Raw genomic sequence first — 14,514 nt, forward strand, 5'->3', positions numbered from 1 at the left:
TCTCAGTGATAGTTTTTAATCATAACTTTTCGCCATAACCATCAGTTATAGACAGCTATGTTAATAAATATTGACGATTTGATAGTTATAGTCAAGTTCATATAAATTCGATACATCGTCAGCCTTGCTAACCATACTAATGTATAGCTCTCAATCGGCTTCCTTGTATCGGAATCATTTGAATTCAACTATATTTATTCATCATTCAATGACGTCTTAATGATTGATCGTCATTACCACCTTATTGCCTTGTGGCAGCACGGCACTGATTTTATTTGGTAACTTATCGGACCCTTTATAGGTGAAGCTTGCGGTCCATTCACCATTGACTGAGCTGATTAAACGATTCTGATCATCGAGCTGTGGTGCGCTATCGGAAGGCGCCGGGCGACCAGATATCCAATAGGGCATTTGTGAAATAGGCGCTTGCCATCCTGTGGCCTTTTTGAGCAAAGTCTCAGGATCATCAGCAGTTAAGGTACCTGTTTTTTCGCTGACTAAAGTGGCGGTTTGACCATTATACTCGATGTTGGTTTTACCAATACCGAGCGCGCCGATCAGCTCAATGGCAAAGCGATCATTCTGCTGCCCCCATGCATAGAACGCACTACCACCTTGAGTGCCTGTGGTGTCATTGGCGGGCATCGTTACACCGATTTTGCCAGTGATATTAAAGTTCTCAAGCTTTTGCGGTGGCTCAGCGTTTTGACCTTGTAAGGTCGCGCTGGGTTGGTTAGTAGCGTTTGCTGTTTTTAGTGATTGACAACCAGACGTGATGACGAGCGCGGTTGTCACGGCAGCGAATAGCGCCAATTTATTAGGCTTATTAGCATTGACCAATACTGACATGATGTTTCCTCAAAAATAGACAAATTTACGAAATCATTGTTTCGAAAATAGATTAGCTTAATGGTTGTATGTTACTCAGTTATGCGTGGCTGTTAGCATCTTATGAGTGCCTTGTAATCATAGCACGCAACGATTTGTCCACTATAAAACGGCGGGTCAGTAAAGTTGTATACGGTCATTGATATTGTGTTGCCCAAATGAGAAGCGCTGCTGCAAGTCTGCGAGTAATGCCTCAACTTTTTCATTGTTGCCTAAACCTTGATAAGCGCGCAGCAGTAAGCTGCCAGAGCGCAAGGTAGGAAACACATCGTAAGGGGTTTGCAGGTAGTCGATGACTTGTTGGTAGTTCTCATTGGCCAATGCATTGCCAGCCAGCACATTCAGCGCTTGCAGGTGCAGCTCATTGTCATAACGTGGATCATCATAGCGAATCTGAATGATGGCTGTGGCCAATGCCAATCCTTGTTCAGAGCTGCGTTCATTGGCTAGCAATAGCTGCGCATAACTGAGCTGGTAGGAGAGGTTGGTTGGGTCAAGTGCTTGCAGATGATTGAGCAAGGTGCGCTTAACGATATAGTCGTCTTTGTCATCAAGGAGCTGGGCGCGTGCAAACAAGAGCATCTCATTATCAGGATACTTGCGAGCAGCTTTGGTTAGTAGGCGCAGGGCTTCTTCAGACTCATTTTGCTGCCATAAAATATCAGCTTGTAGCACAAAGGTATCTGGCGCAAAGACGTTGAAGTCTTTACGCAGCTTTTCTAAAGTAGCAATCGCCGCATCTACATCGCCGTTAAGCAATTCAAAAGCCACTACTTTTCTACGAGCCTCTAATACCAAGTCTTCTTGCATGACACCGTTGAGATAGTATTTGGCTTGGTCAAAGTGCTGCTGACGCTCGGCACTGATGCCAAGGTAATAATAAGCTTGATCAAGGTAAGCGGGGTTTTTTGCGAGCATATTGAGTAGCTCATCGGCACTGTTATATTCTTCGATGTCTAAGCTCACCAACGCAGCCAACAGAGTAATCTCGGCATCATCAGCAAAGCGACCATGGGCATCCAGCAATAATTGCCACGCTTCTTGGCTTTGCTTTAAGTCAAGCAAGTAGCGAATCTCATACAGATAGAGACTTTTACTATCGGGATTACGCAGGCGTGCTTGGCTCACATAATTGACGACGGTTTCAGCCGTGACGATTTTGCGCAGTATGTCTGCCTTTAGCGTAATAAAAGGTACATAGTCAGGCTGGCGTTCTAGCGCCCGATTGATATGGACAATGGCAATCTCAGGCTCGTTAAATTGGTAAAGCAACCCTGCTTTCAATACCGACAATGAGGCATTCTGCTCGCTATCTAGTGGTTGCAAAGCGGCAAGTAATTCACGTTTGTCTTCATCATTGTTTGGATAGATACCGATAAGGATTTCGCTTAAGTCCGCTCTAGGGTCATAAAGCAAAATACGATTCAAGGTTTCGCCAGCTAACAGATAATCGTGTGCTCGCAGGGCCAAATGCGCCACATAAAACCAAGCAGGCACGTGATCCGGATTTTGGTCTTGCCATGACTTGGCAAATTGTAAGGATTTCTCAACCCTTTCAGTGCGTAAAGAAAGGCTGAGTGCTCTTTCAAATACGGCAGTTGCATCTTCTTTAAATGCTTGCTGCTTATAGATAGTAATCGCTCGTTGTCTATCACCGCGATCTGCTGCGAATTCTGCATCAAGCAGCGCATACAGGCTAGGCTCTTTGAGCTCAGGTTGCCATAAGGTAGTTGGCGCTAATCCATTAATATTGGCGACATTCTCTATTGGTTGTGCGTTGGTAGGAGTAGTTGCTGGTAGCGTTGAGCGGCTATTATCAATGCCGTCGCTACTGACTGCCTTGTCGTTCTTATCAGCAATGGATATGTTGGGTACATGGGCTTCGAGCGAGATATCAGGATGACTGGCATGAACGGAAGACGATCCTAAGCATAGGCAAAAGGCCAACGACAAGGTTAGCTTATAACGCTGGCACAGACGTTCGATAACCGCATGCAATAGAGCACGCAGATTAGATTGGTCGTCATGCGCAAGTTGTGATCGAAATAATGACCCAAAAAAAATCATAGATAACCGTATTCGCCCATTATTCATCTATATCGATAAGACAATTTTATTTTAATCATTTCAAACTAACTATTGGTAACGAGTACCCATGCCTGACATTATAAAAGCAGACTGATGGGATAAACAATAGTGCCCGTGTTACTCCGTTATTAATAGCCGCCGCTCTACCAAGTCTTTGCTAACAAAGTAGGATTGGCCGATAACCTGTATCAACGAGGTATTTCATTGGTTGTAAGTCTTAGCCTAAATATTGTGAAAATATAACAAGTTAACGTCAAGTAAGCGAATGATTTCTATCCATTTCTATAAGCGCTCGCTAAAACATAGATATTGGTTTTAACAATCGTATCGGTAGTTGATTTGTTACTCATGTGCCCAGATACAAGCAAATAGCTATCATCGATAGCTGAGTGTTAATTAAAGCTGGCAATAATGATATAATAGGCGGCTTTTAGAGTCTTCCTTTCAGCGCTGTCGTCTACAACTGTCTTTTAACAATAATGAGATAGCGTGGGCTGGCAGGTGAGCGTCATGTTTATGGTCTATCAATAATGAGATTAGTGGTCATTGGGGTCAATCACAAAACTGCACCAGTCGCTCTAAGAGAGCGCTTGGCGCTTGTGGGTGACGATGTGAATATCGCTCTCAAACAATTAGAGGCCTTTACTGATGGCAGTGTGATTGTTTCGACTTGCAATCGTACGGAAATCTATGCGCTCGTGCCGCAGCTAGCAGAGCCGCAAGATGTCCCCTCTATGTCTGCTAATGGCGCGGTCGGTGCTCAGACATCTTCGGCGGCCATTAGTGCTCATATCTTAAAAATTAAAGCGTGGCTTGCTGACTTTAAGCAGTTGTCACTGTCTGAGATTGATCCCTATCTTTATGTACACCGTGACACTCACGCGCTGACCCATTGGCTTAGGGTCGCTGCAGGGCTTGACTCTATGATATTGGGTGAGCCGCAGATACTCGGTCAAATCAAACGCTCAGTACAGCTCGCGCAAGAACAAAAAGCGCTGAGTAATCAGCTTGGCTGGATTATCGATCAAGTATTTGCTGCCGCCAAACGCGTACGTAATGAGACCCAAGTGGGTGCTCAAGCGGTATCGCTTAGCTATGCAGCCGCCAAATTAGTGACGCAAATATTTGATGATTTACCCAGTCGCACTTTGCTGGTGGTCGCGGCAGGCGAGATGAACCGTTTGGTTGCCACCCACATTGCTGGGCTTGGTGTAGGTCGTGTGATTATTTGCAACCGCAATCCTGAGCGCGCTGAAGCGCTGGCAGTGGATCTGCGCCGCGCAGGTCACTTGGTAGAAGTCAGACCTTTGCAAGAGTTACCACAAGTTTTAGCAGAAGCCGATATCGTTAGTAGCTGTAGCGGTAGTATGGATGTGTTGATCGATAAAACCATGACTTTGCGGGCGCTGAAACATCGTCGTTATCAGCCCATGTTGATGATTGACTTAGCCGTACCGCGCGATATTGACTCGACCATTAGTCGTATCGATGATGTTTATCTCTACTCTGTCGATGATTTACAACACGTGATCGCTGGAAATATTGAACAGCGGAGGCAAGCAGCAGTTGATGCAGAATTGCTCGTTAGCCAATTAGTCGTTGAGATGGATCGCAGCTTTCAAGTGCGCCAAGTCGGTAAAGACATTCAGCAGTATCGCGCGCATACGCAGGATCAAGTAGATAAACTCCTGCATGAATCCATTGCCAAGCTACAACAGGATAATGCCAGTCCTGAAGATATTATCATTGAGCTGTCACGCCGCCTGACGCAGACGCTAACCCACGCACCATCGAAGCTTATGCGCAAGGCTGCCCGTGAAGGGGATAGTGAGTTGCTAGACTTTGTGGTATCTGGGCTGCAAGAGGCTCATCGCGGACGTCGATAGCCATTATGGACTGATCAAAAAAACATAAGTGGCGCAAACGTTATTATTGCGCAAACATATCGTTGTCAACCTGCATTATCAGTGCTAATATCAAGCTGTTATGAGTATATTAAGCGATGATAATCTTTTGTTATATGCGAGCGGTTATTCTCCAAAACCTTAGTGTATATGTTCTCGTTTGATGCCTATTCATCTCATCAGTTGTTAGTGACCATTATTAGCCTACCACCGCGTAGCCCCTATAGTGGCGCACCTGTTCTGTACGACTTTGTCTAAAATCAATAAAAACACGGCGTGCAAAACACAATCACCAACGGCAATAGCGCTAGGATAAAGTGCTATATCGTCAACCCTGCGTCATGCTCTCGACTATTACCCAATATTAATATTCAGTTAATACTACCCATAGTAGTATCTAGCTGCTATGCAATCTAACAACTATACTATTGGTCAGCAATGCTATTTGACAGCCATATTATTTAACAAAGACGTTATTTGACAACCATGTTATCTAATAGAAGCACTATTTGGCTAAGTTGGCGAACAGTAGGTTTCTAGATTGGTTAGCGTTATTAAGGCAGGTTGGTTTAAGAGAGTATCTGGATTTTGCTATAGCCAATGCTTGAGAAAAATTAAACTATCTAACTATAAACTAGGAGCTTCCTATGACTGCATTACGTCAAGATATTGATCCAAACGGCTTATTAGAATACTCAGTGGTCTATACTGACCGCGCCTTAAACCACATGTCAAAAGTCTTTCAACAAGTAATGAATGACTTATCTAGCGACTTAAAATCCGTGTATAACGCCGAAGCAGTGGTCATTGTACCCGGTGCTGGTACTTATGGAATGGAAGCCGTTGCGCGCCAATTGGCTAATGACGAAGATTGCCTCATTATTCGTAACGGTTGGTTTAGCTATCGCTGGACGCAAATTTTAGAAAAAGGCAAAATCGCCAAGTCGTCTACGGTATTGACGGCACATCGTGAAGAGGGTGAGTCACCAAAGCCATTTGCCCCCGTTGATATCGATGAAGCCGTTGCTAAAATTAAAGCAGAGAAACCAGCAGTGGTCTTTGCGCCGCACGTCGAAACCTCATCGGGTATTATTTTATCATCAGACTATATCAAAGCGCTAAGCGCGGCTGTACATAGCGTTGGCGGTTTATTGGTCATTGATTGTATCGCTTCAGGTTGTGTGTGGTTGGACATGAAAGACTTGGGTATTGATGTTCTCATCAGCGCCCCGCAAAAAGGGTGGAGCAGCACTCCGTGTGCAGGCTTAGTCATGTTAAGCGCTGCGGCAATCGAAAAAGTAGACAATACAGAATCAGATAGCTTTAGCTTAGACTTAAAGCAGTGGTTAAATGTCATGCGTGCCTATGAAAATGGCGGTCACGCTTATCATGCCACCATGCCAACCGATAGCTTACGTCAATTCCGCGATACTATTTTAGAGTCAAAAGAGATTGGCTTTGATAAACTGCGTGATGCGCAGTGGCAATTGGGCAACCGTATTCGTGAAGTATTAGCCGCTAAAGGCATTGAAAGCGTCGCGGCGAAAGGTTTTGAAGCGCCAGGCGTCGTGGTTGCTTATACTGATCGCGATGATATGCATAAAGGCAGTGCGTTTGCCGAAACAGGCATGCAAATCGCTGCTGGTGTACCGCTAAAAGTTGGTGAGCCGGATAACTTTAAAACGTTCCGCTTAGGTTTATTTGGTCTAGATAAATTGACTGATGTAGACGGAGCAGTACAGCGTTTTGAAACTGCACTTGATGAAGTATTGGCAAAATAATATCTTTATCTCGTAAGATGTTCTTTAAGTAAAAAGAATACTGAGCCCTTGTAACGAGGGTTCAGTATTTTTTACCTATTTATTATATTTTATAATATAATGTATTTATATAAAACGAAATCCAAAACTGTTTTGATAAAAATTGGCTTAGGTAAATATTATGAGTATACAAATAGATTGGCAGGCCTTTACGCCAATTTTCTTGGTAGGCGGGCTGATGCTAGGCGTTGCAACGGTCATCTTGCTATTGGGCATTGGTCGTATTGCGGGTATTAGTGGTATTTTCTCAAGTCTCTTAAAACCCAAGCGTGTCGAGATGTGGCAGGTGTTATTCATACTTGGTCTTGTTATCTCGCCATTACTTTATGGTCTGGTGAAACCGTTGCCCGATATAGAGATTAGTAGCTCTTTGCCACTGCTTATTGGGGCAGGATTGCTGGTTGGTTTTGGGACACGTTTGGGTTCAGGTTGCACCAGTGGACATGGTATCTGCGGTAATGCGCGACTGTCACCACGATCAATGGCGGCGACGGTTACCTTTATGTTATTTGGTATTGTGACCGTTTATATTGGTCGTCATGTCTTGGGTTTGATTTAAAAACCACATAGACAGTACGTTGCGAAGACAGATTTTAGTACTATTATGAAAAAATAAAGACAGCGAGAAAAAACATGCTAAAAAATATAATTGGATTACTGGCAGGGTTATTATTTGGCTTTGGACTGCTGATATCAGGCATGACTGATCCTGTAAAAGTACAGGGCTTTTTGGACGTCTTTGGTGCATGGGATATTTCTCTGGCACTGGTGATGGGCGGCGGTCTAATGGTAGCAATAGTCGGTGTACAATTGGCTAAGCGTCAAAAGACCAGCTGGATTGGGTCATCAATTGAGATGCCAACCAAAACCACCATTAATAAAAAACTGCTAATCGGCGCCATGCTATTTGGTATCGGTTGGGGTTTGGTTGGTATTTGCCCAGGCCCCGGTATTGTGTTGCTTGGTACAGGACAGTGGCAGGCTTATGTCTTTATCCCAGCGATGATAGTCGGGATGTTGGTGTATCAGTGGCTAGAACCTAAGCTTAATTAACATTGGTTTGGTTTTTTTAGCGCAATAAAAGGTTCAGTCTAATTCAATTAGGCTGACCTTTTTTTATCAATGATGTTTCATTAATATTAACGATACTTCCGTACTATTGAGGCTTAGTGATAAACACTTACTTAGCGCTAGCCGTTACTTTTGGCGTCTCATGTGCCAATGATTTAGCCGCTTGACGCAGCTCAAACTTCTGCACTTTACCGGTGCTAGTTTTTGGAATTTCAGCGAAGATAATATATTTTGGCACTTTAAAGCCCGCCAAATGCTGCTTGCAATGCTCCATCACATGGTCGCGCTGCAAGGTGCTGCCTTCATGAATCTCGATAAAGGCGACGGGCACTTCACCCCATTTATCATGCGGCGCGGCGACGACCGCACAGCTTTGGATTTCTGGCATTTTATATAAGACGTTTTCGACCTCGATACTAGAGATGTTTTCGCCACCTGAGATGATGATATCTTTGAGCCTGTCCATGATTTTGATATAGCCGTCAGGGTATTTAATGCCCAAATCACCAGTACGGAACCAACCGTCAGCAAAAGCTTCTTCGGTGGCTTTACGGCTTTTTAGATAACCTTTCATCACCATATTGCCGCGCAATGCTAGCTCGCCCATTTCTTCGCCATCCGCGGCAACTGGCTCCGTGGTGCCTTGTTTAAACAGCTCAAAGCCAGTCATCAAATGTGACGTTACGCCCTGACGTGATTTCTTTTGTGCACGAGTAGCGACATCCAGTTCATCCCATTCTTGCTGCTCAGCGCAGACGGTGACTGGACCATAGACTTCGGTAAGACCGTAAACGTGCGAGATATGAAAGCCCATGGCTTCCATGGCGGCGAGCATGGTTTCAGACGGCGGCGCACCAGCGACCCAGCCTTTTACTTCATGATTAATCGCTTTTTTATATTCAGGTTTGCCGCCAGCAATCATATTGTGCACCACAGGCGCTGAGCAATAATGCGTGACTTTATGCTTGGCAATCAGCTGCAAAATCAAATCAGCGTCAATCTTGCGCAAGCAGACATTGACGCCCGCACGTTCGGCAATCGTCCACGGAAAGCACCAACCATTACAGTGAAATAATGGCAGCGTCCATAGATACATCGGGTGCTTGGGCATATCCCAATCTAAAATATTGGAGACGGCGTTAAGCGTCGCACCGCGATGATGATAGACCACGCCTTTTGGCTTACCCGTCGTGCCAGAGGTATAGTTGAGCGCGATAGCATCCCATTCGTCTAAAGGTTTCTCCCAATTATCTAAACTGTCTGAGCTGGCGATTAATGCTTCGTAGCTCATTTGCCCAAAACGTTCAATATCGAGCGCCGCATCCGTCGCATGAATCACGATTAGATTAGGAAAGGCTTCATCGATAATTTCAGCATGCTCAGCAAACTCGCTGTCTAGAATCAACACTTTGGCTTCAGAATGTTGTAGGCAAAAGGTCAGGGCGTTGATATCAAGACGGGTATTAAGGGTGCAAAGTACCCCGCCTGACATCGGTACACCAAAAGCGCACTCGATCATCGCTGGGGTGTTTGGCATCATGACTGCGACAGTGTCATTTTTATCGATGCCTAATTTGCGTAGACCATCCGCCAATTGACGACAACGGTCATAAGTCTGTTGCCACGTTTGCATGAGGTTATTGTGTTCTAAATCGTCATAAATGATGGCAGTTTTATCGGGATAGACCTGAGCACTACGGATAATAAAGTCGATAGGGGTAAGCGGTTGATGGTTGGCAGCATTTTTGCCGAGACCTGTGTGGAAGTCTGTCATGGGGATAGTCCTTTATCTTGCTGTTATAATTCGGTGAATACGCTACAAACTTGCTATAAAGTCGGCTTCGTTATTTATCACTGCTTGCTAAGCCGTTAATATTTTGCTGACCTTCCTTGTAGCAACCCGCCAATAGATGACTCACGGTAAATATTTGTTCGTCCATTATAGACAATGCTCTGTGAAAAGCGAGTATGTTTTTAGCGCTTGCTTATATTGAATCACATGATCAATTAGCCGAATGCACATAGTGTTCACTCATCAGTCGCTTGTCTGCATAGCTGATGATAATGGCGGTGTGTTACGATACCAGTGATGTTAAATCCTATCGCTTAACTATTTCTAAAAGCCTCATTTTTAAAAATCTTAACTTTTAAAAAGCCCGGCCAGCTTTAATAAGCATTTCCACAAACCATTCATAAGGAAAATGATATGTCCGCCAGCCGCACTGCCAATACCATCGAGACTGCTAGCACCAATGAACACTACCCACATTTATTTGAGCCGCTAGATTTAGGGTTTACCACGCTTAAAAACCGTATAGTCATGGGCTCAATGCACACGGGGCTTGAAGACCGTTTTTATAATTATGGTAAGCTGGCGGCGTATTTTGCTGAACGTGCCAAAGGCGGCGTGGCGATGATGATTACGGGCGGTATTTCGCCCAATCGTGAAGGGTGGTTGCTCCCTGCTGGTGGCACCATGAATACCAAAGCTGACGTGATTAACCATCAGCGTGTGACCCGTGCGGCGCATAAATATGACAGCAAAATCATCATGCAAATCTTGCACAGTGGTCGTTACGGCTATCATCCGTTTGTCGTCTCCTCTAGTCCAATAAAATCACCAATTTCACCCTTTAAGCCGCGTAAGATGAGCATTAAAAACATCGAACAAACGGTAAAGGATTATGCCCGTTCAGCTAAACTTGCCAAGCAAGCGGGTTATGACGGTGTGGAAATCATGGGCTCAGAAGGTTATTTGCTCAATCAGTTTTTATCGCGTCATGTAAATCAACGTACCGACGAATACGGCGGTGATATTCAAGGTCGTATGAAGCTGGCGGTTGATGTCGTCAAAGCCGTACGCGAAGCTGCTGGTGAAGATTTCATTATCTTATTCCGCTTGTCAGTGATTGATCTGGTCAAAGACGGCAACGTCATGAACGAAGTTATTACCGTTGCCAAAGCGCTAGAAGAAGCGGGCGTAACCATTATGAATACGGGTATCGGCTGGCATGAAGCGCGTGTACCGACGATTGTCACCAGCGTACCGCGTGCCGCGTTTGTTGATTTCACTGCTGAAATTAAAAAGCACATTAGCATTCCCATGATGGCAGCCAACCGTATCAATATGCCAGACACCGCTGAGGAAATCGTGGCTAGTGGTCAGGCGGATATGATTCAAATGGCGCGTCCGTTCTTAGCCGATGCCCATTGGGTCAATAAAGCCAAAGATGGTCAAGCCGATCGCATTAATACCTGTATCGCTTGTAATCAAGCTTGCCTCGACCATACCTTTGAGAATAAACGCTCAACTTGTTTGGTTAATCCACAAGCGTGTTATGAGACGGAATTGGTTTATAAGAAAACTAAAAAACCTAAAAAAGTTGCCGTTATCGGTGGGGGTGTCGCTGGTATGTCAGCCGCTCATGTTGCCGCCTTGCGTGGTCATGACGTCACATTATTTGAAGCAAAAGACATCTTAGGCGGGCAGTTTAACTACGCCAAAGTTATCCCTGGTAAAGAAGAGTTCTTTGAAACCATCCGCTACTATATCAATGAGCTTGAGCATTTAGGCGTTGAGATTAGACTCAATACTAAAGTCGATAAAGCGATGCTAGAAAAAGCGAAATTTCATCATGTTATCGTCGCAACGGGTGTTGTCCCTAGAAGCCTAGCTGGCAAACTGGAAGGCGCGGATTTGCCACAAGTAATGAGCTATGCTGAATTACTCTCTGGTGAAAAATCCGTCGGTGATACCGTTGCTGTCATTGGTGCTGGCGGTATTGGCTTTGATGTCAGTGAGTATCTGACCGCCAATCACGGTCAGTCATTAGATGAAATCGGTCCTGACGCACTAAAAGATCCAAGCTACCGCACCACGCCGCAGTCAATTAGCGAGTGGCGCGAAGAGTGGGGCGTGACCTCTGATACCAATTATCAAACCGAGGGTGGTCTGATTAAGCCTGAAGCCATCAAGCCGGTGCGCCAAGTATACTTGATGCAGCGTACCAAAGGTCGTTTGGGCAGTGGTCTTAATAAAACCTCGGGCTGGGTACATCGCGCTCACGTTAAATCGCACGGCGTCATCCAAGTATCAGGCGCCCAGTACGATAAGATCACCAATGAAGGCATTTGGATCACCAATAACCAAGGTCAAAGCCAGCTGCTACGTGTCGATAGCGTCGTTGTCTGTGCGGGTCAAGAGTCGGTCGTTGAGCTGATGCCAAACGTCGGTGATGCACCTGATGCGCAATATCACTTAATTGGTGGTGCTAAGCTTGCTGCTGAGCTGGATGCCAAACGAGCGATTCGTGATGGTGCTGAGGTTGCGGCAGCGATTTAGGGTTTAGTTCAGAAGTAATGAGAGCGGCAAGATGGATTATCTTGCCGCTTTTTTTGTTAGATAATATAGACTTGCTCAGTGTATAGATGATCGTAAAAAGCTATAAGTATCTTTAAATTACTATTTGGATAAAGGCTAAGAGGTATGAGAAAGGAACACTTCCAATTTGGTGACGTAAATTTTAAATGGGGTGATAAGTTATCTGATATAAAAGCTCAGCTTCCTGAAAAAGATACGGTAATGCATTCTTATGAAGAAAGCTATATGCCTGAAACAGTCACTATAAAACTGTCTGAAATGTGGTCTCTTAAAGTTGCTTACTGTCATTTTAGTGCAGCAGATGATGACCGATTGATAGATTCAATATGGATCAACATCCCAGCACAACTATTTAATAGACAACCAGTGATTAAAAAGCTAATAGCATATTTAGGATCAGAGTCAAACTACTCCTCCGATAGCCATTACTGTAGTGGCAACGTAGTAGAACACTGTGAATGGATATTTGATAATTGTGTCATTGGCGTTAGCATGTATGGTGGCGTACGAGAGGAAGACGACGAAAGAATTATTGGCTGTTTATCTATATCATTAAGTGATGTAGAGCTTTTAGATTCATTGTATTCAAAGCCTATACGTGATGTAGAGTATAAAATGGCTGACGAGGTTGATATCAGCACTATCCAATCTTTTCAGACACAGCAAGCACAGAGTATGCGACGGTCAAGGGAAAGAGAAGAGTTTCCGAACCATCCTGCTGCTTTCGTCATCCGCGCATTCGATGGATTTCACAAAGAGGCACTGTTTCAAACGCCATTAGCGGTTCAATCAATCATAACTGAATCTGAAGTTTAATCTATGACAGGAGATTATTATTTATCGAACTATTGGCAAACTGTAAAACTAGAGAATAATATTTCATCTAAGTGGACTAATCTATTACCCACTAAGTCTTTTGGTGTCTGCTATGTTTCGATAGGAGGTCTGCTAATTATTGACGAAGATAGTAGACCTGAGACAAAAGTATTTGTCGAGCATATTGAAAAAATAATTAAGTCTAAGATAGCGTATCACGAAACATATGACTGTTAGGTTACCTAAGTTAATATCTGGCGAGCCTTTCCTAAAAACTGTGTAACTGCTTATAATCCACTAACCGGAGAATAAGCAATGACTACTCAATCTGACATTAAAAAACTGGCCGAGCAAATGGCTGGTAGCATGAAAAGCTTTGATGACATCAAAGACTCCCAAAAGCAGCTCATGCAATCCTTTATCGATACTGCCTTAGAGGCTGAGATGGAAGACCATCTCGGCTATCCCAAGCATGAAAAGGCGGATAAACCTAATAAGCGTAACGGTCACACTAAAAAGACCGTCCGCAGTGACACAGGCGATCTTGAGATCTCCACCCCAAGAGACCGTCATGGTGACTTTGAACCTACACTCGTGCGCAAGCATCAAACCCGTATTAGTGGCCTTGATGACAAGATCATATTCCTTTACGCCAAGGGTCAAACCACCACCGAGATCGTAGAGAGCATTAAAGAGCTCTACGATGTCGACATCTCAAGCTCTCTTGTCTCAAGAGTCACCGATAACATATTAGAGGACATCACCGCTTGGCAGAACCGGCCGCTGAGCAGTGTTTATCCTATCGTCTATTTGGACTGCATCGTCGTGAAGATACGTCAAGACAAGCAGATCATCAACAAGGCGATCTATCTGGCCTTAGGCGTGGGACTCGACGGCAGAAAAGAGCTGCTTGGTATGTGGCTCTCAGAGAATGAAGGCGCTAAGTTCTGGCTAGGCGTTCTCACTGAACTACAAAACCGCGGGGTACAAGATATCCTCATTGCCTGTGTCGATGGTTTAAAGGGCTTCCCTGATGCTATCAACACCGTTTATCCAAACGCTCAGGTTCAGCTGTGTATCGTGCATATGCTGCGCTATTCAATGAAGTTTGTGCCATGGACGGATAAGAAGAAAGTAGCGGCTGATTTAAAAGCCATCTACGGAGCTGATACGCTTGAGATAGCCGAGGCCAATCTTGAACACTTTGATGAGACTTGGGGCACAGAGTACCCGCACGTGGTCAAGTCTTGGCGCAATAACTGGGAGGGCTTAACGGTGTTCTTTAATTACCCTAAAGACATCAGAAAAGCCATTTATACCACCAATGCTATTGAGTCTTTAAACAGCGTGATTCGGACAGCGGTGAATAAGCGTAAGGTGTTCCCCTCTGATCAGGCAGCATTCAAAGTGGTGTACTTAGCCACCCAGCAGGCATCCAAAAAGTGGTCGATGCCAATCCGTAACTGGACGTCTGCTCTGAATCGTTTTATGATTATGTTTGATGATCGTATCAGCAGGCATTTAATCTAAATGGCAGTTACACAGA

At 44.6% G+C, this 14,514-nt stretch carries 10 protein-coding genes; 7 read left to right on the plus strand and 3 right to left on the minus strand.

The genetic code is table 11. The annotated features are described in order from the left end of the window. Positions 1-216 precede the first annotated feature (216 nt). Positions 217-849 carry a lipoprotein insertase outer membrane protein LolB gene (lolB, locus tag JMV76_RS04980; RefSeq protein ID WP_201501851.1) on the minus strand — a complete coding sequence of 211 codons (633 nt, stop codon included), beginning with the start codon at positions 847-849 and terminating at the stop codon, positions 217-219. A gap of 156 nt (positions 850-1,005) precedes the next feature. Next, entirely contained in the window at positions 1,006-2,955 is a 1,950-nt protein-coding gene (locus tag JMV76_RS04985; protein ID WP_201501852.1) for a tetratricopeptide repeat protein, read from the minus strand. A 551-nt stretch (positions 2,956-3,506) separates the two neighbouring features. Here JMV76_RS04985 and hemA point away from each other — a divergent pair. The 4 genes from hemA to JMV76_RS05005 all read left to right on the plus strand — a co-directional run bounded on the left by hemA (position 3,507) and on the right by JMV76_RS05005 (position 7,753). Then, complete coding sequence (hemA, locus tag JMV76_RS04990; protein WP_201501853.1) at positions 3,507-4,862, plus strand: glutamyl-tRNA reductase; 1,356 nt, start codon at positions 3,507-3,509, stop codon at positions 4,860-4,862. 665 nt (positions 4,863-5,527) lie between these two features. Then, positions 5,528-6,661, plus strand: a complete 1,134-nt coding sequence (locus JMV76_RS04995; RefSeq protein WP_060490277.1) for an aminotransferase class V-fold PLP-dependent enzyme — start codon at positions 5,528-5,530, stop codon at positions 6,659-6,661. A 160-nt stretch (positions 6,662-6,821) separates the two neighbouring features. Further along, a complete protein-coding gene (locus JMV76_RS05000) occupies positions 6,822-7,259 on the plus strand; it encodes a YeeE/YedE family protein (protein ID WP_201501854.1) in 438 nt (145 codons plus the stop codon). Positions 7,260-7,333: 74 nt separating this feature from the next. Further along, the gene (locus JMV76_RS05005) at positions 7,334-7,753 is read left to right on the plus strand and encodes a DUF6691 family protein (protein WP_045443289.1); all 420 of its coding nucleotides are present in this window, start codon (positions 7,334-7,336) and stop codon (positions 7,751-7,753) included. A 127-nt stretch (positions 7,754-7,880) separates the two neighbouring features. Here the strand turns inward: JMV76_RS05005 and JMV76_RS05010 are convergent, their stop codons facing one another. Beyond that, the gene (locus JMV76_RS05010; RefSeq protein ID WP_201501855.1) at positions 7,881-9,545 is read right to left on the minus strand and encodes an AMP-binding protein; all 1,665 of its coding nucleotides are present in this window, start codon (positions 9,543-9,545) and stop codon (positions 7,881-7,883) included. Positions 9,546-9,977: 432 nt separating this feature from the next. Between JMV76_RS05010 and JMV76_RS05015 the strand changes: the two genes are divergently transcribed. From JMV76_RS05015 to JMV76_RS05025, 3 genes are all read left to right on the plus strand, one after another. Then, a complete protein-coding gene (locus JMV76_RS05015) occupies positions 9,978-12,113 on the plus strand; it encodes an NADPH-dependent 2,4-dienoyl-CoA reductase (protein ID WP_201501856.1) in 2,136 nt (711 codons plus the stop codon). A 144-nt stretch (positions 12,114-12,257) separates the two neighbouring features. Continuing rightward, positions 12,258-12,968: a hypothetical protein gene (locus JMV76_RS05020; protein ID WP_045452647.1), complete on the plus strand. Its 711-nt coding sequence runs from the start codon at positions 12,258-12,260 to the stop codon at positions 12,966-12,968. Between the two features lie 315 nt (positions 12,969-13,283). Then, positions 13,284-14,498 (plus strand): IS256 family transposase, encoded by a 1,215-nt coding sequence (locus tag JMV76_RS05025; RefSeq protein ID WP_201501857.1) that lies wholly within the window; start codon positions 13,284-13,286, stop codon positions 14,496-14,498. The last annotated feature ends 16 nt before the right edge of the window (positions 14,499-14,514 follow it).

The sequence above is a fragment of the Psychrobacter cibarius genome (genome assembly GCF_904845955.1).
GTDB lineage: Bacteria > Pseudomonadota > Gammaproteobacteria > Pseudomonadales > Moraxellaceae > Psychrobacter > Psychrobacter cibarius_B.

Excerpts from the sequence above, each read along its gene's own strand:
- JMV76_RS05015 (WP_201501856.1), top strand. The coding sequence starts at position 9,978 with ATGTCCGCCAGCCGCACTGCCAATACCATCGAGACTGCTAGCACCAAT.
- hemA (WP_201501853.1), top strand. The coding sequence starts at position 3,507 with ATGAGATTAGTGGTCATTGGGGTCAATCACAAAACTGCACCAGTCGCT.
- JMV76_RS05025 (WP_201501857.1), top strand. The coding sequence starts at position 13,284 with ATGACTACTCAATCTGACATTAAAAAACTGGCCGAGCAAATGGCTGGT.
- JMV76_RS04995 (WP_060490277.1), top strand. The coding sequence starts at position 5,528 with ATGACTGCATTACGTCAAGATATTGATCCAAACGGCTTATTAGAATAC.
- lolB (WP_201501851.1), bottom strand. The coding sequence starts at position 849 with ATGTCAGTATTGGTCAATGCTAATAAGCCTAATAAATTGGCGCTATTC.
- JMV76_RS05010 (WP_201501855.1), bottom strand. The coding sequence starts at position 9,545 with ATGACAGACTTCCACACAGGTCTCGGCAAAAATGCTGCCAACCATCAA.
- JMV76_RS05000 (WP_201501854.1), top strand. The coding sequence starts at position 6,822 with ATGAGTATACAAATAGATTGGCAGGCCTTTACGCCAATTTTCTTGGTA.
- JMV76_RS05005 (WP_045443289.1), top strand. The coding sequence starts at position 7,334 with ATGCTAAAAAATATAATTGGATTACTGGCAGGGTTATTATTTGGCTTT.
- JMV76_RS04985 (WP_201501852.1), bottom strand. The coding sequence starts at position 2,955 with ATGATTTTTTTTGGGTCATTATTTCGATCACAACTTGCGCATGACGAC.
- JMV76_RS05020 (WP_045452647.1), top strand. The coding sequence starts at position 12,258 with ATGAGAAAGGAACACTTCCAATTTGGTGACGTAAATTTTAAATGGGGT.